Annotated in this window: 17 protein-coding genes; 10 read left to right on the top strand and 7 right to left on the bottom strand. The window is 42.6% G+C overall.

Going from position 1 to position 21,543, the window contains the following annotated elements; genetic code table 11:
* The first annotated feature begins 116 nt into the window (after positions 1 to 116).
* Genes adcR through adcA form a run of 4 tightly spaced genes read left to right on the top strand, consistent with a single transcriptional unit; the run spans position 117 to position 3,575 of the window.
* Positions 117 to 557, top strand: coding sequence for a zinc-dependent transcriptional regulator AdcR (adcR, locus tag BLS46_RS05850; RefSeq protein ID WP_001249328.1), 441 nt, complete (start codon positions 117 to 119; stop codon positions 555 to 557).
* The gene (locus BLS46_RS05845; protein WP_093586230.1) at positions 557 to 1,261 is read left to right on the top strand and encodes a metal ABC transporter ATP-binding protein; all 705 of its coding nucleotides are present in this window, start codon (positions 557 to 559) and stop codon (positions 1,259 to 1,261) included. The genes adcR and BLS46_RS05845 overlap by 1 nt, the downstream gene beginning before the upstream one ends.
* Positions 1,254 to 2,060 carry a metal ABC transporter permease gene (locus BLS46_RS05840; RefSeq protein ID WP_000950023.1) on the top strand — a complete coding sequence of 269 codons (807 nt, stop codon included), beginning with the start codon at positions 1,254 to 1,256 and terminating at the stop codon, positions 2,058 to 2,060. Before BLS46_RS05845 ends, BLS46_RS05840 begins: the two co-directional genes overlap by 8 nt.
* 9 nt (positions 2,061 to 2,069) lie before the next feature.
* The gene (adcA, locus tag BLS46_RS05835) at positions 2,070 to 3,575 is read left to right on the top strand and encodes a zinc ABC transporter substrate-binding lipoprotein AdcA (RefSeq protein WP_093586228.1); all 1,506 of its coding nucleotides are present in this window, start codon (positions 2,070 to 2,072) and stop codon (positions 3,573 to 3,575) included.
* Positions 3,576 to 3,631: 56 nt separating this feature from the next.
* Here adcA and BLS46_RS05830 read toward each other — a convergent pair whose 3' ends face one another.
* From BLS46_RS05830 to arcA, 5 genes are all read right to left on the bottom strand, one after another.
* Complete coding sequence (locus BLS46_RS05830; protein WP_093586227.1) at positions 3,632 to 4,960, bottom strand: dipeptidase; 1,329 nt, start codon at positions 4,958 to 4,960, stop codon at positions 3,632 to 3,634.
* A gap of 22 nt (positions 4,961 to 4,982) precedes the next feature.
* A complete protein-coding gene (locus tag BLS46_RS05825; protein WP_001291839.1) occupies positions 4,983 to 6,494 on the bottom strand; it encodes a YfcC family protein in 1,512 nt (503 codons plus the stop codon).
* 97 nt (positions 6,495 to 6,591) lie between these two features.
* The gene (gene arcC / locus BLS46_RS05820; RefSeq protein ID WP_093586225.1) at positions 6,592 to 7,539 is read right to left on the bottom strand and encodes a carbamate kinase; all 948 of its coding nucleotides are present in this window, start codon (positions 7,537 to 7,539) and stop codon (positions 6,592 to 6,594) included.
* Positions 7,540 to 7,832: 293 nt separating this feature from the next.
* Positions 7,833 to 8,849 (bottom strand): ornithine carbamoyltransferase, encoded by a 1,017-nt coding sequence (gene argF, locus BLS46_RS05815; protein ID WP_093586223.1) that lies wholly within the window; start codon positions 8,847 to 8,849, stop codon positions 7,833 to 7,835.
* Positions 8,850 to 8,907: 58 nt separating this feature from the next.
* Positions 8,908 to 10,137, bottom strand: a complete 1,230-nt coding sequence (arcA, locus tag BLS46_RS05810) for an arginine deiminase (protein ID WP_093586221.1) — start codon at positions 10,135 to 10,137, stop codon at positions 8,908 to 8,910.
* Between the two features lie 754 nt (positions 10,138 to 10,891).
* Here arcA and BLS46_RS05805 point away from each other — a divergent pair.
* Positions 10,892 to 12,571, top strand: coding sequence for an alpha-L-fucosidase (locus BLS46_RS05805; protein ID WP_180364059.1), 1,680 nt, complete (start codon positions 10,892 to 10,894; stop codon positions 12,569 to 12,571).
* A 36-nt stretch (positions 12,572 to 12,607) separates the two neighbouring features.
* On the opposite strand, the gene BLS46_RS05800 is transcribed toward BLS46_RS05805, so the two are convergent.
* On the bottom strand, positions 12,608 to 14,695 hold the full coding sequence (locus BLS46_RS05800; RefSeq protein ID WP_093586217.1) for a GH92 family glycosyl hydrolase: 2,088 nt from the start codon (positions 14,693 to 14,695) through the stop codon (positions 12,608 to 12,610).
* Between the two features lie 67 nt (positions 14,696 to 14,762).
* Complete coding sequence (locus BLS46_RS05795; protein ID WP_093586215.1) at positions 14,763 to 15,425, bottom strand: Crp/Fnr family transcriptional regulator; 663 nt, start codon at positions 15,423 to 15,425, stop codon at positions 14,763 to 14,765.
* A 143-nt stretch (positions 15,426 to 15,568) separates the two neighbouring features.
* Between BLS46_RS05795 and nrdI the strand changes: the two genes are divergently transcribed.
* From nrdI to BLS46_RS05770, 5 genes are all read left to right on the top strand, one after another.
* Positions 15,569 to 16,042, top strand: a complete 474-nt coding sequence (gene nrdI / locus BLS46_RS05790; RefSeq protein WP_093586213.1) for a class Ib ribonucleoside-diphosphate reductase assembly flavoprotein NrdI — start codon at positions 15,569 to 15,571, stop codon at positions 16,040 to 16,042.
* The gene (nrdE, locus tag BLS46_RS05785; RefSeq protein WP_093586211.1) at positions 16,029 to 18,203 is read left to right on the top strand and encodes a class 1b ribonucleoside-diphosphate reductase subunit alpha; all 2,175 of its coding nucleotides are present in this window, start codon (positions 16,029 to 16,031) and stop codon (positions 18,201 to 18,203) included. Before nrdI ends, nrdE begins: the two co-directional genes overlap by 14 nt.
* Positions 18,204 to 18,212: 9 nt before the next feature.
* A complete protein-coding gene (locus BLS46_RS05780; protein ID WP_093586209.1) occupies positions 18,213 to 19,160 on the top strand; it encodes a ribonucleotide-diphosphate reductase subunit beta in 948 nt (315 codons plus the stop codon).
* 11 nt (positions 19,161 to 19,171) lie between these two features.
* Positions 19,172 to 20,122 (top strand): class 1b ribonucleoside-diphosphate reductase subunit beta, encoded by a 951-nt coding sequence (gene nrdF, locus BLS46_RS05775; protein WP_093586207.1) that lies wholly within the window; start codon positions 19,172 to 19,174, stop codon positions 20,120 to 20,122.
* Between the two features lie 136 nt (positions 20,123 to 20,258).
* On the top strand, positions 20,259 to 21,539 hold the full coding sequence (locus BLS46_RS05770; RefSeq protein ID WP_093586205.1) for a glycoside hydrolase family 125 protein: 1,281 nt from the start codon (positions 20,259 to 20,261) through the stop codon (positions 21,537 to 21,539).
* Positions 21,540 to 21,543: the final 4 nt, after the last annotated feature.

Here is a 21,543-nt window from a genome sequence, read left to right as displayed (position 1 = left end):
AACGTTTTTACGCCTTTTTCCCTTGACTCTTTTTTGGTTTATGATATAATTAACCAGTAAAGAATCGGTGGCTATCTATGTTTTTTACGAAAAGATAGCTAGGGAAGGAGTAACACATGAGACAGCTTGCACAGGAAATCGATAACTTTTTAAACGAGGTGATCTTGAGATCTGAGAACCAGCATGAAATTCTAATCGGGCATTGCACGAGTGACGTTGCCTTGACCAACACTCAGGAACACATCCTCATGCTCTTGTCAGAAGAATCCCTAACCAACTCGGAGTTGGCCCGTCGCCTCAATGTCAGTCAGGCAGCAGTGACCAAGGCTATCAAATCTTTGGTCAAAGAGGGCATGTTAGAGACATCCAGAGATCCAAAGGATGCGCGTGTGATTTTTTACCAACTGACAGAACTAGCTCGACCAGTGGCAGAGGAACACCACCATCATCATGAACACACGCTCTTAGCTTATGAACAAGTGGCAAGTCAGTTTACTCCAAATGAACAAGAAGTGATTCAGCGGTTTTTAACTGCTTTAGTAGGAGAAATCAAATAATGAGGTATATTACAGTAGAGGACTTGTCTTTCTATTATGACAAGGAACCCGTCCTCGAGCATATCAACTATAGTGTTGATAGTGGGGAGTTTGTCACCTTGACTGGTGAAAATGGGGCTGCCAAGACGACGCTGATTAAGGCAAGTCTAGGCATCTTGCAACCAAGATTTGGTAAGGTAACCATCTCAAAGACAAACACTCATGGAAAAAAGCTTAGGATCGCTTATCTTCCCCAGCAGATAGCCAGTTTTAATGCTGGTTTTCCAAGTACAGTTTATGAATTTGTCAAGTCGGGTCGCTATCCTAGAAAGGGCTGGTTCCGTCGCTTGAATGCCCATGATGAGGAGCACATCAAGGCTAGTCTAGACTCAGTTGGTATGTGGGAACACCGTGACAAACGAATTGGTTCCCTTTCGGGAGGGCAAAAGCAACGAGCAGTGATTGCCCGGATGTTTGCTTCTGACCCAGATATTTTTGTCTTGGATGAGCCGACGACAGGGATGGATGCAGGAAGCAAAAATGAATTTTATGAACTCATGCACCACAGTGCCCACCATCATGGCAAGGCTGTTTTGATGATTACCCATGACCCTGAGGAGGTTAAGGACTATGCGGATCGCAATATCCATCTAGTCCGTAACCAAGACTCGCCGTGGCGTTGTTTCAACATTCACGAAAGCGACCAGGAGGTGGAACATGCTTAGTTTGCTATCTTATGATTTCATGCAACGTGCCTTCTTGGCGGTCATTGCCATGAGTCTCTTTTCTCCAGTTCTTGGGACCTTCCTTATCTTACGTCGTCAGAGTCTCATGAGCGATACCCTCAGTCACGTTTCTCTGTCAGGGGTAGCCTTTGGTCTGGTTTTGGGAATTTCTCCAACTATTTCAACCATTGCTATCGTCTTGATCGCTGCGGTCTTTCTAGAGTATCTCCGTACAGTCTATAAGAACTTTATGGAAATCGGGACTGCCATCCTCATGTCAACAGGACTTGCAGTGTCTCTTATCGTGATGAGTAAGGGTAAAAGTTCTAGTTCTATGAGTTTGGACCAATATCTCTTTGGTTCGATTGTGACCATTAGCCAGGAGCAGGTGATTTTCCTCTTTGCCATTGCGGCGGTCGTTTTACTCTTGACTTTCTTGTTCTTGCGACCAATGTATATCCTGACTTTTGATGAGGACACGGCCTTTGTGGATGGCTTGCCAGTTCGTACTATGTCCATCCTCTTTAACATGGTGACAGGGGTGGCCATTGCCCTTATGATACCAGCAGCAGGAGCTCTTTTGGTGTCGACCATTATGGTCTTGCCAGCTAGTATTGCCCTTCGTCTGGGGAAAAACTTCAAATCCGTTATGTTACTAGCCAGCGCTATTGGCTTTTTGGGAATGGTGGCAGGACTTTATATTTCCTACTATGCGGAAACACCTGCTAGCGCTAGTATCACCATTATCTTTGTAGCTGTCTTTTTGTTAGTCAGTCTACTGAAACGTTTTATCAAATAGGAGAATGAAATGAAAAAAATTAGCTTACTACTAGCTAGTCTATGTGCTCTATTTTTAGTGGCTTGTTCCAATCAAAAACAGGCAAATGGGAAGCTAAATATCGTGACAACCTTTTACCCTGTCTACGAATTTACAAAGCAAGTCGCAGGAGATACTGCTAATGTAGAACTTCTAATCGGTGCTGGGACAGAACCCCATGAGTATGAACCGTCTGCCAAGGCAGTTGCCAAAATCCAAGACGCAGATACCTTTGTCTATGAAAATGAAAATATGGAAACTTGGGTTCCAAAATTGCTAGAATCCTTGGATAAGAAAAAAGTGAAAACCATCAAGGCAACAGGTGATATGCTCCTCTTGCCAGGTGGTGAGGAAGAAGAGGAAGGGCAAGATCATGGCGGTGAGGGTCACCATCACGACTACGATCCTCATGTTTGGCTTTCACCAGCACGCGCCATTAAACTAGTAGAGCATATCCGTGACAGCTTGTCAGCAGATTATCCTGATAAAAAAGAGACTTTTGAGAAGAATGCGGCTGCCTATATCGAAAAATTGCAAGCCTTGGACAAGGCCTACACAGATGGCTTGTCTCAAGCCAAACAAAAGAGCTTTGTGACCCAGCACGCTGCCTTTAACTACCTTGCCTTGGACTACGGTCTCAAGCAAGTATCCATCTCAGGTCTCTCACCAGATGCAGAACCATCAGCAGCACGTTTGGCAGAATTGACAGAGTATATCAAGAAAAACAAGATTTCTTATATCTACTTTGAAGAAAATGCCTCACAAGCCCTCGCCAATACACTCTCAAAAGAAACAGGTGTCAAACTAGACGTGCTCAATCCGCTAGAAAGTCTAACAGAAGAAGCAACCAAGGCTGGTGAGGACTATATCTCCGTGATGGAGAAAAACCTCAAGGCTTTGAAACAGACAACGGATCAAGAAGGACCAGAAATCGAACCTGAAAAAGCAGAGGATACGAAGACAGTTCAAAATGGTTACTTTGAGGATGCAGATGTCAAAGACCGTACCTTGAGTGACTATGCTGGTAACTGGCAGTCGGTCTATCCTTTCCTTGAAGATGGGACCTTTGATCAAGTCTTTGACTACAAGGCTAAGTTGACTGGTAAGATGACCAAGGATGAGTACAAGGCCTACTATAGAAAAGGCTATCAGACAGATGTGACCAAGATCAACATCACGGACAACACTATGGAATTTGTTCAAGGTGGTCAAAGCAAGAAATTCACCTACAAGTATGTCGGTAAAAAAATCTTGACTTATAAGAAAGGCAATCGTGGTGTGCGCTTCCTCTTTGAAGCGACAGATGCGGACGCTGGACAGTTCGAGTATGTTCAGTTTAGCGATCACAATATCGCCCCAGTCAAGGCAGAACATTTCCATATCTTCTTTGGAGGCACCAGCCAAGAAGCTCTCTTTGAGGAGATGGACAATTGGCCAACCTACTATCCAGATAAGCTATCTGGTCAAGAAATCGCCCAAGAAATGTTGGCGCATTGATGCAAGAGAAAATCCCGCAAATCTGCGGGATTTTTTGGGTAGAAACGACTATCTGGTTAGGTTGCGAGACGGTAAACCGCCTCTGCGTAGATGTCCATAGCGCGATAAAGATCGTCTAGGACAGCTGCTTCATTTGCCTGATGTTCAGTTTGTTGTGCTCCTGGAAAAAGAGCGCCAAAGGCTACACAGTTTGGCATGGTGCGGGCAAAGGTAGCACCACCTGATGAGAGAGGAGGAGTCTCATCTCCAGTTTTTTCTTGGTAGACTTGCATAAGGGTAGTAACAAGTTGGCTATCTCTTGCGACATAGAGGGGTGCTAGATAGTCAAATTCTTGGTAGTCAAGTTGGTAGTCTTTGGCGCACTGAGTGAGCTGTGTCACCAGTTTCTCCTTATCTGCTAGCACAGGTATGCGTATATCGATCCGAATTTCGGAGCGATCGGGATTGATGGTCAACCCTGCAACATTAAAGGAAAGGGAACCAGACGGTTCATCAGCAACCTCTCCAAAGATTCCAAGCCCTCTACCATCTTGTCCTGCTTTGTCGGCTAGAAAATGGAGGGCAGGGTGGGGCTGGAGAGGTGCGAGCACACTAGCAAGCCGAATGACTGCATTGACACCTTGACTAGCATCTTTGGCGTGTTTAGGTACCCCGAGTACGGTCACGGTTTGGTCTGTGGTTTGGTGATCAAAATTTGCTTCCTTCAAACCTCTACAAACCGCTTCATAAAGAGGACCTTGGTAATTTGCCTTATCTGGTACGACATTAAAGGCACCTCCGACATCGAGCTTGAGAAGATCAGAACCGGGGCCATGAAGCTTGACTTGAAGGAGCCCCTTTTCAGCATATGTCAAAGGAAATGACGAATCCGGTGCAAATCCCATGCTGGCTTGTTCTTCGAGGGCGTTGTAGCGTGCCATACATCTCCAAAGAGTTTCTTCATCCGTACCAAAGATAAAACGCACGCGCTTCTTAAATTGGATTCCTTGGTCCAGCAAGCTTTTCACTGCGTAGAGAGCTGCCATTGAAGGACCTTTGTCGTCTTGTGCCCCTCGTCCATAGAGTTTGCCTTCTCTGATAGTTGCTTCAAATGGAGGAGATTGCCAATCTGACAAATCTCCTGCAGGCACAACATCCAAGTGACAGAGGATGGCAAGGAGTTCTCCCTCACCAACCTCTGCATAACCATAATAGCCCTTGGGATCAATATAAGTTTTAAAGCCAAGTTCACGGCAGATTTCCAGCGTCTTTTCTAGAACGTCTTGGATAGCTTGTCCAAAAGGTGTCCCATTTTCCTCTTCTTGGAGGACAGATGGGTAGGAGATGAGAGTCTTCAGACTCTGTATAAAGCTCTGTTTAATGGAGTCAGTGATGTAGACGGTCATTCGTTTTACCTCACACTTTGTTCTAAAGGAATGGTAGGAAGGTACCTAGGATAAGAAGAAGTATGCTCACAATGACAATAACGACAATGAGTTTAGTAACAAATTTCCACCAAGTTCCTAGACTGATACGGCCGAGCGCGAGAGCCCCCATAACGATACCAGAAGTTGGAGCGACAAGGTTTAGTACACCAGATGCAGATTGATAGGCAGTGATGATGAGACTAGGTTTTACGTTAACGAACTCACCAAGCGGTGCCATGATTCCCATTGTAGCACTAGCAAGTCCAGATGAAGATGGGATAAGGAATGACATAGGAAGGTAGAAGAGGTAAGTCAAAACGATGAAGACTTGAGAAGAGAGACCTTGAAGTCCGACTTCACCCCAGTGTAGAATAGTTGCAGTAATCATACCATCATTCATGATAACTTGGATACCACGAGCCACTGCACAAATCAAGGCTACGGTGAGAAGATCTGCTGCACCAGCCATAAAAGTAGAGATAATCTTGCTTTCCTTAAGGCCGTAAACAACACCAATAAGAATACCCATCACAGCAAAGAGCATAGCCCCTTCTGGGAAGTACCAGCTACCGAATGGTAGAGCAGATGAACCGATAGCTCCACCAATAACAGGGAGACCAATCAACCAATTCTTGAAGTCTTCAAATAGAGTGATATGCAAGTCTACCCAAGGGATAAAGCTGGCGATCATGATGATGAAAGTCAAGATGAACAAGGCAAGAACATGTTTTTGTTTCTTGTTCAAGACAGATGGAGCATTTTCGTTATCAGTGACATTGAAGTGTTTAAGGTCTTCTTCACGTTGAGAGTAGACAAGTGATTTTGTGGGATCCTTTTGAATCTTTTCTGCATAGCGGTAGACAAAGTAAGTACTAATACCTGTCATAACAAACCAGAAGATGATACGAAGGATAACCCCGTCCATAGATGACACACCTGCGGTATCAGAAGCGATAACAGTAGCAAAGGGATTGAGAGTAGAGGCAAGACAGCCAACTTGAGAACCTAGTAGGATGATGGCAACGGCAGTAATGCTATCAAAACCAACAGCCATCATAACAGGAACAAGGAGTGGATAAAATGCCATGGTTTCTTCACCCATACCATAAGTTGTTCCTCCAAGCGCAAAGAGGGGCATGAGGATGAGGATCAGCATTTTTTCGCGCCCTTTGTATTTCTTAACAATAGAGGCAATACCAACATCTAATGTGCCTGTCGCATTGACGACACCTAGAAATCCTCCAACCATGAGGATGAAGAAGGCTACGTCAATAGCGGCTTTAGTTGGTTCGTGACCGAGCATCGCCCGGATTGGAGCCATTAGAATATCGTAAATCCCTTGGGGATTAGAGTCAACAGTTTGATAGGTACCTGCAATGAGGCCACCTGCTTCGTTCGTGTCATACTTACCTGCTGGAATGATCCAAGTCAAGATTGCCATGATAGCAATAATAATGATCAAAACAGTGTAAGATGAAGGCATTTGGAACCTTTTTTTTGTTTTTTCACTCATTTGTTTTTCCTCCTAAACTATGCCACAAAGTATAAAAACGAATGATGTTGGTTTACCTGAGTACTTCTAGTTAGAGCTTGTACTTGGGTTAAAATGGCTAGTCTTTAACAATAATTGTTCCGCTTTCGGACTCGATCAAGGCGCCTAGATTGCTGAGGGAAGTGATAACAGCCTTGCCTTCTGGGCGGTTGGTTACAAAATCGATAGCAGCTTCGACTTTTGGTAGCATGCTACCCGGTGCGAATTGTCCTTGTTTGATGTATTCTTTTAGTTGACTGACGGTAACGTGTTCAAGTTTTTCTTGGTCTGGTTTATTGTAGTTGACATAAACGTAGTCTACGCCAGTAAGGACGATAAAGAGGTCAGCTTCGACGAGTTCTGCTAGTCGTTGAGACGCAAAGTCTTTGTCGATAACGGCTTCGACCCCACGTAAGTAACCGTTTTCATTTTTAACAACAGGGATACCTCCTCCACCTGCTGCGATGACAACTTGACCATTATCGAGCAAGGTGCGGATGCTGTTGATTTCTTTAATGTCGATTGGTTTTGGTGAAGCCACCACTTTACGCCAGCCACGACCGGCATCTTCTTTGAAGGTTGCTCCTGTTTTTTCGCTCTCAGCTTTGGCATCCTCTTCTGAGTAGAATGGACCGATTGGTTTGGTGGGATTGATAAAGGCAGGGTCTTCCTTGTCTACTATAACTTGGGTAACAACAGAAGCGACATTTTTATCAAATCCTACATCGAGCAATGCGTTATCAAGAGCACATTGTAGCCAAAAACCGATACTACCCTCGGTCATGGCAACCAAAGAATCAAGGGGGAAGGCAGGATTTTTTTCCGAATCTGCCATCAAGTGTTGAAGCAAGAGATTACCCACCTGAGGACCATTTCCGTGAGTGATGATCAGTTCATCTCCGTTTTGAATCAACTTGACCAGATGACGAGCTGTTTCTACCAGAGCAGCTTGTTGAGCTTGGGCAGATGGGTCAGTGGAGAGGATGGCATTTCCGCCTAAAGCAACGACGATTTTTCTATGAGACATGAGCTCTCCTTCCTTTAATATGGTAAACCTGACAGAACTCCAAGAGCTACAGGCAGGTATGATGATAAAATATGAAGTGGAGGTAGCGTCTTTTTAAAAGACAAATTAGTCATTACTACTAATAAAAGGGGTTGAACGCACAGCCGACGTTTATCAGAATGAGACTAGGAAGCAGGAAGATGACAAGAGTAAGGTGGCAAATTTGTCAAAGAGGATTCTTGCTTTCTTTCGCTAGAACTGATAAGCTATCATAGCTTTCGTCTCAACCCCTGTGTTGTGTATACGAGTAAGTTTTATACTTTAGGAATGTAGAGATTTCCAAGAGTAGCAGCCATAACAGCTTTGATAGTGTGCATACGGTTTTCTGCTTGGTCAAAGTGACGAGCATACTTGCTGCGGAAGACCTCGTCTGTTACTTCCATTTCTTCTACGCCAAATTTTTCAGCAACATCTTTACCATAAACAGTGTGAGTGTCGTGGAATGCTGGTAAACAGTGGAGGAAGATCAAGTTTTCGTTGTTTGCTTTTTTCACTAAGTCCATATTGACTTGGTAAGGTTTCAAAAGTGCAACGCGTTCTGCGAATTTGTCCTCTTCACCCATTGATACCCAAACGTCTGTGTAAAGAACGTCTGCACCTTTGACAGCTTCGTCAGCATCTTCAGTGATGAGGATGCGTGCACCACTTTCTTTAGCAAATCCTTCAGCCAATTCAACGATTTCTTTTTCTGGGAAGAGTTCTTTTGGTGAGAAGATGTGAACATTAACACCAAGGATAGCACCTGTTACGAGCAAGCTATTGGCAACGTTGTTACGTCCATCACCACAGTATACCAATGTCAAGCCTTCCAAGCGGCCGAAGTTTTCTTGAACAGTCAAGTAGTCAGCCAACATTTGAGTTGGGTGCCATTCGTCAGTCAGACCGTTCCATACTGGAACACCTGAGAATTCTGCTAGTTCTTCAACCATACGTTGGCTGAAACCACGGAATTCAATCCCGTCAAACATACGACCCAAAACTTTTGCAGTATCTTCAGTAGATTCTTTTTTACCTAACTGAATGTCATTTGCTCCGAGGTATTCTGGATGAGCACCAAGGTCAATAGCTGCAGTTGTAAAGGCTGCACGTGTACGAGTAGAAGTTTTTTCAAACAGGAGGGCGATATTTTTACCAGCAAGGTAGTGGTGTTGGATATTGCGTTTTTTCAAATCCTTCAAGTGAGCTGAAAGACCGATAAGGTATTCTAACTCTGCGCGAGTAAAGTCTTTTTCTGCTAAGAAGCTGCGTCCTTGGAATACTGAATGTGTCATTCTATTATTTCCTCTTTCTATTTTTTTACATTTTTTATTGACAAATACTGAACAGCGATTATACTTCTTCACGTTCAAATGGCATAGACATACAACGAGGTCCACCACGGCCCCGAACCAATTCGCTTCCGCGAATCTTAATCAAGCGAAGCCCGTATTCTTCTAGGATCTTATTGGTAATGGTATTGCGGGCATAAACGACGACTACACCAGGTGCGATGGTCAAAGTGTTGGAGCCGTCATTCCATTGTTCACGCGCAGCTGCTACGATATTGCCACCACCGCAACGGATCAAATGAACTTTTTCTACGCCGAGGTTCTTCGCAAGAAGTTCAGCTAAGTCACCTTTTTCTTCAACAATCTTGAGTTTTTCATTTTCATAAGTGACAGAGTACACACGAAGATCGCCTTCGATTTCTGGGTGAATTGTGAACTTGTCATAGTCAACCATGGTGAAGACAGTATCCAAGTGCATGAATTTACGGTTGTTAGCAAATTCAAATGCCAATACTTTCTTGAAGCCAACATTTTTCTTGAAGATGTTCACCAAGAGTTTTTCAATCGAAGCTGCATCTGTACGTTGAGAGATACCTACTGCAAGAACGTCTTTAGAAAGAACGAGCTCATCTCCACCTTCAATACGTGTATCTTCTTCACGGTTGTAGACTAATTCTACTTTTCCACCATAGAGTGGATGGTGTTTGAAAATGTATTTACCATAAAGAGTTTCACGGTTACGAGTATCTGCATACATGTGGTTAAGTGATACGGCATTACCAATGGTTGCAAATGGGTCGCGAGTGAAGTAGAGGTTTGGCATTGGGTCAATAGCAAATGGATAGTCTGACTCAACCAAGTCAGTTAAGCCTTTTGCTTCTTCAGGAATTTCTGGCAATTCAACTTTTTGAACCCCTGCCATAGTTTTTTCAACCAATTCTTGGTTGTCCTTGATACCGTGAAGCAATTCACGAATAGCCGCCTTGGTTTGACGACCACGGATGTTAGCTTCGTCTAAATATTCCTCGATAAATTGATCGCGGATTTCTGGGGAAGTCAATGATTCAGCAGTCAATTGCTCTAGGTAAAGGACCTCAATTCCTTCATCACGAAGAGCTTGAGCAAATGCGTCATGTTCTTTTTGAGCATCTTCCAAGAATGGAATGTCATCAAAAAGAAGCCTTTCGAGATAGTCCGGCAACAAGTTTTCCAACTCTTTGCCTGGACGGTGCAACATAACTTTTTTCAGTTTCCCAATTTCTGAGAATACCTGAATTGGATGTGAAGACATGTGTTTTCCTCCTTAAAAATTTTCACGGTGGCACCTTTTTGGTACCGCTTACATTTACGTTATATCATATTCTCAGAGGCGTGTCAATAGTAAAAAATGATTAAAAATTCGGACAAAACAAGGTTTTAGTAGTATTTTATGTTATTATACGATAGCAAAAGGAATTAGAGGAAATAAATGTATAAACTTCTACTATAAAGAATATAATATTTTTTGAAAAAATTATGCTAAATTTCACATTTTAAGAAGAAATGTCCAGATTTTAAGTCATTTCTGACGAGGAATTGAGAAGAACAATGATTGAAAGCCACTTAGAAAATTATATGAAATCTATCTGAAAGCCTTTCTTTTGAATGGCATAAAATGTATATTGTACAAATTATAGAATCTTTTCTGAGTATTTAGGGAGACAGCCTTGTCTTATTGACGGTACCTAGATTTTTTGTTATAGTCAACGCGGTAAGAACTAGGAAGAAGGAGTTATTCACAAGTTGTGGATAAGTCTGGGGAGAGCAGGAGATTCAGCTAATATCCTAGAGGGTTCTTGATAATAGCACCGGCAACTAGTAACTGGTCAGCTTTCTAGTAGAAATCCTAGTGCAGTGGGGATTTGAGCAGAGTTTGCTGAAGGTGCTTGGTTTAAAGTCAAAGAGCCGGAGTCTAGAAAAGCTAGTTTTTAGGCATGTTTTCTTATCCACAAGTTGTGGATAACTTTGTGAGCAAGAGAAATAATCAGAGAAAGAGATATGAGATGATGACAAAAATAAAACCACATGGGCCATTACCAAGTCAGGCCCAGCTAGCTTATTTAGAGGATGAACTAGCTGCCTTTATCCATTTTGGCCCCAATACCTTTTATGACCAAGAATGGGGAAGTGGGCAGGAGGATCCCAAGCGTTTTAACCCGACCAAGTTGGATGCGCGTGAATGGGTTCGGGTACTTAAAGAAACGGGTTTTAAAAAGCTGATTTTGGTGGTTAAGCACCACGATGGTTTTGTCCTCTACCCGACAGGTCACACAGATTATTCGATCAAGGCTAGTCCTTGGAAGGATGGAAAGGGGGACTTGCTCCTTGAGGTTTCCCAAGCTGCAACTGAGTTTGACATGGATATGGGAGTTTATTTATCTCCTTGGGATGCCCACAGTTCCCTCTATCATGTGGACCGAGAAGCAGATTACAATGCCTATTATCTGGCTCAGTTGAAGGAAATCTTATCAAATCCTGTCTATGGCAATGCCGGTAAGTTCGCTGAGGTTTGGATGGATGGTGCTCGAGGCGAAGGGGCCCAGCAGGTCAACTATGAGTTTGAGACTTGGTTTGAAACCATTCGTGACTTGCAGGGCGATTGTTTGATTTTCTCAACTGAGGGAACTAGTATTCGCTGGATTGGAAACGAACGGGGCTATGCAGGGGATCCCTTGTGGCAAAAGGTCAAGCCCGACCATTTGGGGACAGAGGCGGAATTAGATTATCTACAGCACGGAGACCCCTCTGGGACGCTATTTTCAATCGGTGAGGCAGATGTTTCTCTTCGCCCGGGCTGGTTTTACCATGAGGATCAGGATCCTAAGTCTCTTGAGGAATTGGTTGAAATCTACTTTCACTCAGTGGGGCGGGGCACCCCTCTTTTGCTCAATATCCCACCGAACCAAGATGGCCTCTTTGATGAAAGGGATATCCAGCGACTTTATGAATTTGCTGCCTACCGTAACGAGATCTATAAAGAAGATTTGGCTCTGGGAGCCAAGGTATCTGGTCCGGCTCTATCGCCAGACTTTGCCTGTCATCATCTGACAGATGGACGGAAGACCAGTTCTTGGGCAAGTGATGCAGAACTGCCAATCCCATTGGAGCTCGATTTAGGGGCACCTAAAACTTTTGATGTGATTGAGTTAAGAGAAGATTTGAAGCTAGGGCAACGCATCGCTGCTTTCCATGTTCAGGTAGAGTTGGATGGTGTTTGGCAGGAGTTTGGATCTGGTTATACTGTTGGCTACAAACGTCTCTTACGAGGATCGGTCGTTGAGGCGCAGAAGATACGTGTGACCATTACAGAGGCACAGGATTTGCCAGTATTAACTAAGATTTCACTTTATAAAACACCTAGCTTGTCAAAAAAAGAAGCTGTTCAGCAACTAGAGTTCTCAGAAAAAAGTCTGGCTGTGATCAAGGGAGAAAATGTCCACTTTACAGTGAAGCGCAGAGAATCTAGCAGTCCTTTAGAAGCTAAGATTTCAATTCAACCAGGGACAGGTGTGCATGGTGTCGCTTATCGGGACGAGATTCAAGTCCTTGCGTTTCAAGTTGGCGAGACTGAAAAAAAGCTAACGCTACCAACCTTGTATTTTGCAGGAGATAAAACCTTGGACTTTTATCTGAATTTGACGGTAGATGGGCAGCTGGTTGACCAGCTTCAGGTCCAAGTTTCATAAAAGAAGAACCTTTGTGCGATGCAAAGGTTCTTTTGGTTATGAGTGATTTGGTAGCCAGCTGAGAGTGAAGGTCAGTTGCTCAGCTTTCAAGAGGTCTTGATGTTGAATGCTAGATACTGGGGTATTGTCCAATCGACATTCTTTGACAAAGTTGAAGTGGCTGTAGTTTTGCTCGGCATGGATATCCAGCCATTTATTTTCCTTATCTAGGTAGACACGGAGATGATCAAAGAGGGGAATTCCGAGGTCGTAGCTTGGTTTGCCTGGACAGGTCGGGTAGAATCCAAGAGCCGACCAGATGTACCAAGCAGAGAGGCTGCCATTGTCTTCGTCGCCAGGATAGGCTTCCCAGCTTGGGTGAAAGGCTTTCTGACGCAGAGTCTTGATGAGAAGGGCAGTGTAGTCAGGGTAGTCACTGTAGCGGAAGAGATAAGGGATGTGGAAGCTAGGCTGGTTGGAAATGGCGATTTGCCCAAAAGGAGCGGTAGCCATCTCGCTCATTTCATGAATCTCGTAACCATAGCCAGTGGTTTCAAAAAGAGGAGCGTCCTGACAGGCTTTCAAAAGATAGTTGCTAAATGCTTCTTTTCCGCCCATAAGCTGGATTAAACCTGGGATGTCGTGGAGGACGCCTAAAGTCGCTTGAATGGCAGAGCATTCGGCGTAGTCTCGTCCCCAACTATAAGGAGAAAAGTCAGGGCGGAAGTTTCCTTGACGATCTCGTGCACGCATATAGCCTGTCTCAGAGTCAAATAGATGGCGGAAATTTTGAGAAGAAGTGCTATAAGTGTCAGCAATCTCTGTTTGCCCTAGTTTTTCGGCGCAACTGGCGATACAAAAATCGCTATAGGCATAATCAAGCGTGTGGTTGGCACTTTCGTGGTGGTCGGTAGAGAGATAACCTAATTCTTGGTATTGTGCCAAACCGTGACGACCATTGATGCCGAGAGGGTCGGACTTAGTGGCTGTCTCCAACATGGCTTGGAGGAGTTTTTCTTCCAAGTCAGGAGCCATTTCCTTGCAGGCACTATCTGCGATAATACCGTCCAATAGAGTCCCTGGCATCATGCCACGTTCATCTGGGGCTAGCCATTTAGGCAGAAAACCAGTATCGCGGTAGCTATTGAGGAAACCTTCTAGAAAGCGATGATAGTGTTTCGGTATGATAAGGGCAAAGAGGGGGAAGGTGGTGCGGAAGGTGTCCCAGAAGCCATTGTTGCTAAAGAGGACGCCGGGCTTGACAGTGCCAGTAGACAAATCCATGTGGATGGCTTGCCCTGATTCATCAACCTCATAAAAAGTCTGCGGGAAGAGAAAGAGTCTGTAAAGGCAGTGATCAAAGAAGGTTCGGTCAGCCTCTCCTGTATCCATAATATCAAAACGATGGAGGAGATTTTCCCAGTCCGCTTTCGCACTTGCTTTACAGCTATCAAAGTCCTTTTGAGGTAGATTAAGCAGCGCTTGAGAAGGCGAGATGAAAGAAGTTGCTAGCTGGATTTCAGCATGACTATCTGTCAGGTCAATTCGCCAGTCTCCACCTTCTTGGTTGACAGCAAGAATATCCGTGTTCATTTGTAGAGCAGTAAACAGTATCAGAGGTTTTTTATTGGTCTCTGTTTTACCTTCTTGTCTTAGGGCCAGAGTCCGCTTATCTACTTGCTTGACTGTCAGTTCATCTGCTGCGTAAAGGTAGAGGGCGAGGGCTTTGCCTTGCTTTTGCTCCAAACGAATAGAAGCGCCGTAGCAAGTCGGTGTTAGCTGGGTTTCAATCTGATAGCGCAGGGAGAAAATCTTCAGATAATGAGGTTGGAAAGAGGCTTTTTCGATATCATAAGAAGACTGGCGGTGAAAGAGACTGTCTCCCCTAAGCTGACCTGTGACAGGTGTCAGAAGGAGCCAAGAGTAGTCCCCAATCCAAGGGCTGGGCTGGTGGGTCAATCGAATCCCCTGAAAGATGGGTAGATGCGGATCGAAGAACCAAGCTCCCTCCTGATCACTGGTCTGGGGAACGAAATAATTCATCCCAAAAGGTACGCCTGTGTAGGGCAGAGTATTTCCTCGAGAAAAGGCATGCTTGCTAGCAGTCCCAAAGCGGGTATCGATGGTTTCAAGTAGTGGTTTCATGATTATCTCTTTGTAAACGTTTTATATTTTATATAGTATAACATGAAATGAACAAAAAAGCTTCAGATCAATATAAATTCCTTAGAGCTTGATCATCTATGATATGAATGGTACGACGAATCTTTCGAATATAGTGATGTTTTTCAAAAATCTTAAATTTTCGCGAAATGGTTTCGGGCCTTGTTCCGAGGTAACTAGCAAGTTCCTTTTCTGAAATTGGCAAAGTAAAGGTGAATTTAGGATTGTCACTTTTTTCGGTAAGATGAATAAGATAGCAAGCGAGGCGTTGTTCTATTTTTTCAAGGGCCAATAAGGTGACTTGTTCTTCCGTCTGGATTGCTTTTCTGGCATTAAGACGTAGAAGTTGCCAACTAAAATGTGGAAAGCTCTGGAGAAGGTATTGAAAATCCTTTTTATGGATGACACAGATTTCTGTAGAGACCAAGGCTTCCCCGTAGAGATCCTGATTATTCTCTCCAAAGAGATAGTTTTCTCCTTCGTAATTTCCTTTTCCAACGATACGGATACATTGTTCGATTCCATCATTAGTCAGACGATAGACCTTAAATTGTCCTCTATTAACAATGATTAAAGTTTCTTCGTCAAAGGGTGAGAAAACCAACTCGCCCTTTTTAAATTTCTTATGGTGAAACAGACTATGAATGCCCTGAAGTTCATCATATGATAGTGTGCTAAAAAGAGGGACTGTATAAAAGCATGGTTGGGACATAGGAACTCCTAATTTTGAATAAATTTATAGAAACTTGACGAATATCAATTTTTTTATCATTTAGATACAGTAAAATAAAAACACAATATATAGCGCATATGTATTCAACAAACACAATATATTGTACCAAAAAAGGAGGAGTCATGCAAAAAATTAGATTTTATTATATTAGTTTAAGTGGGAATACAAGTTCTTTTGTACAACGGGTCAGTCAATATATAGAGACGACGCATCATAGAGAAGTTGAGTCTTTGAATATAAAAGATTTAAAGGGAAAAGCGATTACGGTAGATGGTCCCTTTGTCAGTTTTTTACCAACTTATCTAGAGGGGGGAAATGGAATTGATACTGGTTTCCAAGAAATTCTAACGGGAAACCTTCGAAAATTTTTGGAGTATCAAGGAAATTTTCGTTATTGCTCAGGAATTATAGGAAGTGGTAATCGAAATTTCAATAAGCAATTCTGTCTAACGGCTTTTCAATATGCAGAGCAGTTTGGCTTTCCTGTTATAGATGTTTTTGAATTACGTGGGACAGATGAAGATGTAGAGAGGATCTCCAAACATATTTTAGCTAGTTTTGAGAAAGTGGAGGAAAAAATAGATGTCAGCTACTAAGAATTATTTTGTTTTGAACAATATGGTGAACATTCCAATTGATGGTGAAATTCCTCTTTACTATGATAGAGAAGCCTTAACGGACTATTTAAAGAATGAAATTGAACCTCATACGATGCATTTTTCAAGTTTGAAAGAACGTCTCCAGTATTTAATTCAAGAGGATTATGTGGATGAAGAGGTTGTGGGCTTGTATCGTGGGGAGTCTGGTGAGATTGATAGTAATTTTTTAGAGGATTTATATCAAAAGATCAAGGAACATGGTTTTGCCTTTAAGAGTTTTATGGGAGCTTATAAATTTTATAATCAATATGCACTAAAGACTGATGATTCAAAGACCTATTTGGAATCGTTCGAGGACCGGGTGTTCCTTAATGCCCTCTATCTAGGAAATGGCGATCAGAACTTAGCGACAAAAATTGCGGAGGAAATGATCACCCAACGGTACCAACCTGCGACCCCCACATTCTTAAATGCAGGGAAAAAACGGCGTGGTGAGATGGTTTCTTGTTTTCTGATAGATCTTGATGATTCTATGTTATCTATCGGACGTGGGGTCAATTCTGCTTTGCAACTTTCTAGACTTGGTGGTGGGGTTGGAGTGAATTTATCGAACCTACGTGCCAGTGGTTCTCCTATAAAAGGAATTGAACATGCTTCTTCGGGAGTGCTTCCTGTAATGAAACTACTAGAAGACTCTTTTAGCTATAGCAATCAACTAGGACAGAGAAATGGGGCAGGGGTCGTTTACTTAAACATTTTTCATCAGGATATTCTCGCCTTTTTATCGACAAAGAAGGAAAATGCAGATGAAAAAATTCGTGTTAAAACCCTCTCTCTGGGGTTGGTCGTTCCGGATAAGTATTACGAGCTGATTAAAACAAATCAACCCATGTATCTGTTTAATCCTTATCATGTTGAAAAAGTCTATGGGAACCCTTTTTCGTATGTAGATATCACGGCTGAATACGACCGATTGGTTGTAAATCCAGCTATCGAAAAGACGGTTGTTCAAGCGAGAGAATTGGAACAGGAAATTTCCCGTTTGCAACAAGAGTCTGGCTATCCTTATATTTTAAATATCGATGTCGCTAATCGTGCGAATCCCGTCAAAGGGAAAATCATTATGAGTAACCTTTGCTCGGAGATTTTGCAACCACAGACTCCATCTGTATTGAATGATGATTTGTCCTATCATGAGGTAGGAACGGATATTAGTTGTAACCTTGGATCAACTAATATTGTTAATTTACTAAAATCTGAAGATTTTGCTGCCTCTGTTGATGCAATGGTTCGTGCCTTAACGACTGTTACGGATCTAGAGTCTGTCGAAGAGGTTCCTACAGTAAATAAGGGAAATCGTCTCTACCATACGATAGGACTCGGAGCGATGGGATTACACACAGCCCTCGCTTTGCACCAAATCAAGTATGGTTCAAAAGAGTCTTTAGAATTTACAGAAGCTTATTTCTTAGCATTGAATTATTATTCTTTAGTATCTAGCAATAGAATCGCAAGAGAGCGACATGAGACATTCTATGAATTTGCGGATTCACGCTATGCCGATGGAAGTTACTTTTCACCATATGTAGAGCAGGATTTTGTATTTAGATTTCCTAAGATAGCAGCCATTTTTAAGAATATGCCTATTCCAACGAAAGAAGATTGGAAGGTACTAAGGGAGAAGGTCATGAAAGATGGTCTCTACCATCGAAATCGTTTAGCAGTAGCGCCTAATGGTTCTATTTCTTATATCAATGAAACGAGCGCTTCTCTTCATCCGATTACTCAGTTGGTAGAAAATCGGCAGGAAAAGAAGGTGGGATCGATCTTTTATCCCGCTCCGTATCTGTCTAATGATACCTTACCATTTTATGAGACTGCTTATAACATGGATCAGCGTAAAATTATTGATGTGTATGCAGTCGCACAAAAACACATTGATCAGGGAATGAGTCTGACTCTCTTTATGCGTTCTCAATTACCTGAAGGACTATATGAATGGAAAACTAAGGGAAATACAATGCTAACGACACGTGACTTGAATCGTCTTCGGAATTACGCATGGCGAAAAGGGATAAAATCACTTTATTATGTTAGAACCTATACAGAGGATGACGAATTTAACAGTGTAAATAGCTGTGAATCTTGTATGATTTAAGGAGAGAAGATGTCAAAAAAATTTCTATATTACAAAGCAATCAACTGGAATGAGATTGAGGATGAATTAGATAACGCTACGTGGGAGAGAGCGACATCGTTATTTTGGCTAGACAATCGAATTCCAATTGAAAATGACAAACCTGCTTTTAATCGTTTGTCGGCAGAGGAAAAGCAGGAATTAAATCGCTCGCTGATCTTTCTTGCAAATTTATCAACTTATCAGTCGTTAGAGGCGGAGGAGTTTATACGGCATAGTGAACGCTCGCAACAGGAGGTTGCTATTGTAAACAATCTACAGTTCACTGAAATGGTAAATACCAAGGCCTATAATACTATTTTATACTCCTTTAATGAGGACGAGCAGGAGGTGGCATCCTTATTTGAGTGGGTAGATCAGCATAAATTGGTAGTGGAGCGACTAGAAAGAGTCGATACGGTATATCATAGTAAAAATGCGATTCAGAAGCGCTTTATGGCTACTTGTGTGGAAGGAATTATGACTTATAGTCAACTTGCTTTTTTGATGAAATTGTGGATTCAAAAGGGCTTTACTAATCTTGGCGAAATGGTGAAAATGATTCTCTTGAATGAGTCGTTGCATTGTGACTATCTGATACATAAAGTCAATCTTCTTTTGGCAAGAATGGATAGAGCTGACCAAATCTCATTTCAAACCTGGGCTGTTGAAATGATTGATAGAATATTAGAAACAGAGGGGAAGATTATTTGTGAACTTTATGTAGATGCTGACATTCAAAAATTGGCGCGGAACCTTGTACAAAGAGAAGCCAATCGTTTGTTAGAGAGTATCGGGGTTGAAGAGAGATACCCAGTTGATAGAGAGATTCCCTCCACACTTGATCGAGTGTTGAACAGATTGAGAAAGCACGAGCTTCTCGGGAAGATATCTATCCATAGGATAGAAGAATCGCGTGATGATGATTATAATTTTTGAGGAGGATTTACATGTTACATCGGACATTGAATTGGAAAGAAGTTGAGGACGAGTTAGACGACTATGTTTGGGATAAAGCCACGGCACAATTTTGGATTGATACTCGTGTTCCAGTATCAAATGATTTGCTTGATTGGAAGCAACTATCAGATCCGGAGAAAGAGGTTGTCAAGAAAGCGGTAGGGGGCTTGGCTTTGCTTGATACGCTTCAATCTGAAGAGGGGTTGTATTCTATTAAACAGCATGTTCGAACTCGCAAGGAGAGAGCGGTTCTGAGTGATTTTACATTTATGGAATCTATCCATGCTAAGACATACGGTACCATATTGATTTCGTTAAATACTTTTAAGGAAATTGAGAAAATATATGATTGGATGAATCAGGATCCTAAAATGCAGTATAAGGCTCAAAAGATAAATGAGATGTATCAGCATGGAACCCCTCTACAGGTGATGGTTGCGAGTGTGTTTTTAGAAGGAATCCTATATTATAGCAACTTTTTCATACCGCTTTGGTATCGTGGACAAAATAAACTGGCTAATCTAGCAGAGTTAATCAAATTAGTAATTAGGGACGAATCTGTACATGGGACTTATCTGGGATATAAGTTTCGCTTAACTTTTGATGAGCTCTCAGAGGCAGAACAACATGAGTTCACAACTTGGATGTATCGTTTTTTAGATGATCTTTTGGAAAATGAGTTTGCATATACAGATGAAGTCTATGCACCTATTGGTTTGGCAGAAGAAATAAAGGTATTTGTTAAATACAATGCCAATAAAGCGCTACAAAATATGGGTTTTCAAAGTTATTTTTCGAATATCACAGCGTCTGATGTGAATCCAATTGTCATGAATGGTATTTCGATTGAAACTGCTAATCACGATTTCTTTTCTCAAGTGGGTGCGGGGTATCTAATGGGAAATGCAGAAGCAATGCTAGATGATGACTATGATTTTTAGAATAAACGAAACAATAGGAATCTCTACTTAATTTTTTCATAAGTTTGTTTCAAAACGCCTTTAGTTTGTGTATATCTTTTGGAGGCGTTTTTTTTTATACTGAACATGAAACTTGTTTGAAAGAGGAAACTGCACGATGATTTATTCGAAAGAAATTGTTAGAGAATGGCTAGATGAAGTAGCGGAGCGGGCTAAGGACCATCCCGAGTGGGTGGATGTCTTTGAGCGTTGCTATACAGACACCTTGGACAATACGGTCGAGATTCTAGAAGATGGTTCAACCTTTGTATTAACAGGGGATATTCCTGCCATGTGGCTTCGTGATTCGACTGCCCAACTAAGACCCTACCTTCATGTGGCTAAAAGAGATCCTCTCTTGCGTCAGACCATTGCAGGTTTGGTCAAGCGTCAGATGACTTTGGTACTCAAGGATCCTTATGCCAATTCCTTCAACATTGAGGAGAACTGGAAGGGTCACCATGAGACTGACCACACAGACCTTAACGGCTGGATTTGGGAACGCAAGTATGAGGTGGATTCGCTTTGCTATCCTTTGCAGTTGGCTTATCTCCTTTGGAAAGAGACTGGTGAGACCAGTCAGTTTGATGAGACTTTTGTCGCAGCAACCAAGGAAATTCTTCATCTTTGGACAGTGGAACAAGACCACAATCATTCTCCTTATCGTTTTGTTCGGGATACCGACCGTAAGGAAGACACTTTGGTAAATGATGGCTTTGGACCTGACTTTGCCGTGACAGGTATGACCTGGTCAGCCTTCCGTCCGAGTGATGACTGCTGTCAGTATAGCTATTTGATTCCATCCAATATGTTTGCCGTAGTTGTCTTGGGGTATGTGCAAGAAATCTTTGCAGAATTGAATCTAGCTGATAGCGAGAGTGTCATCGCAGACGCTAAACGTCTGCAAGCAGAGATCCAAGCAGGTATCGAAAACTATGCCTACACCACGAATAGCAAGGGCGAAAAGATTTATGCCTTTGAAGTGGATGGTCTAGGAAATGCCAGCATCATGGATGATCCAAACGTACCAAGTCTACTGGCTGCTCCATATCTTGGTTACTGTGCGATTGACGATGAAGTGTATCAAGCCACACGCCGCACCATTCTGAGCCCTGAAAATCCATACTTCTACCAAGGAGAATACGCTAGTGGTCTTGGAAGTTCCCATACCTTCTATCGCTATATCTGGCCAATCGCCCTTTCTATCCAGGGCTTGACAACAAGAGATAAGGCGGAGAAGAAATTCTTGCTCGATCAGCTGGTTGCCTGCGATGGTGGCACAGGTGTCATGCATGAAAGCTTCCACGTAGATGATCCAACGCTCTACTCTCGCGAATGGTTCTCTTGGGCCAATATGATGTTCTGTGAGTTAGTCTTGGATTATCTAGATATTCGCTAGTCAG

Source organism: Streptococcus sp. NLAE-zl-C503 (assembly GCF_900104285.1).
Taxonomy (GTDB): domain Bacteria; phylum Bacillota; class Bacilli; order Lactobacillales; family Streptococcaceae; genus Streptococcus.
This window is presented reverse-complemented; position numbering and strand designations above follow the sequence as displayed.

What these genes read in the sequence shown, in the direction of transcription:
- adcR (WP_001249328.1), top strand. Translation starts at nt 117, where the DNA reads ATGAGACAGCTTGCACAGGAAATCGATAACTTTTTAAACGAGGTGATC.
- BLS46_RS05845 (WP_093586230.1), top strand. Translation starts at nt 557, where the DNA reads ATGAGGTATATTACAGTAGAGGACTTGTCTTTCTATTATGACAAGGAA.
- BLS46_RS05840 (WP_000950023.1), top strand. Translation starts at nt 1,254, where the DNA reads ATGCTTAGTTTGCTATCTTATGATTTCATGCAACGTGCCTTCTTGGCG.
- adcA (WP_093586228.1), top strand. Translation starts at nt 2,070, where the DNA reads ATGAAAAAAATTAGCTTACTACTAGCTAGTCTATGTGCTCTATTTTTA.
- BLS46_RS05830 (WP_093586227.1), bottom strand. Translation starts at nt 4,960, where the DNA reads ATGACCGTCTACATCACTGACTCCATTAAACAGAGCTTTATACAGAGT.
- BLS46_RS05825 (WP_001291839.1), bottom strand. Translation starts at nt 6,494, where the DNA reads ATGAGTGAAAAAACAAAAAAAAGGTTCCAAATGCCTTCATCTTACACT.
- arcC (WP_093586225.1), bottom strand. Translation starts at nt 7,539, where the DNA reads ATGTCTCATAGAAAAATCGTCGTTGCTTTAGGCGGAAATGCCATCCTC.
- argF (WP_093586223.1), bottom strand. Translation starts at nt 8,849, where the DNA reads ATGACACATTCAGTATTCCAAGGACGCAGCTTCTTAGCAGAAAAAGAC.
- arcA (WP_093586221.1), bottom strand. Translation starts at nt 10,137, where the DNA reads ATGTCTTCACATCCAATTCAGGTATTCTCAGAAATTGGGAAACTGAAA.
- BLS46_RS05805 (WP_180364059.1), top strand. Translation starts at nt 10,892, where the DNA reads ATGACAAAAATAAAACCACATGGGCCATTACCAAGTCAGGCCCAGCTA.
- BLS46_RS05800 (WP_093586217.1), bottom strand. Translation starts at nt 14,695, where the DNA reads ATGAAACCACTACTTGAAACCATCGATACCCGCTTTGGGACTGCTAGC.
- BLS46_RS05795 (WP_093586215.1), bottom strand. Translation starts at nt 15,425, where the DNA reads ATGTCCCAACCATGCTTTTATACAGTCCCTCTTTTTAGCACACTATCA.
- nrdI (WP_093586213.1), top strand. Translation starts at nt 15,569, where the DNA reads ATGCAAAAAATTAGATTTTATTATATTAGTTTAAGTGGGAATACAAGT.
- nrdE (WP_093586211.1), top strand. Translation starts at nt 16,029, where the DNA reads ATGTCAGCTACTAAGAATTATTTTGTTTTGAACAATATGGTGAACATT.
- BLS46_RS05780 (WP_093586209.1), top strand. Translation starts at nt 18,213, where the DNA reads ATGTCAAAAAAATTTCTATATTACAAAGCAATCAACTGGAATGAGATT.
- nrdF (WP_093586207.1), top strand. Translation starts at nt 19,172, where the DNA reads ATGTTACATCGGACATTGAATTGGAAAGAAGTTGAGGACGAGTTAGAC.
- BLS46_RS05770 (WP_093586205.1), top strand. Translation starts at nt 20,259, where the DNA reads ATGATTTATTCGAAAGAAATTGTTAGAGAATGGCTAGATGAAGTAGCG.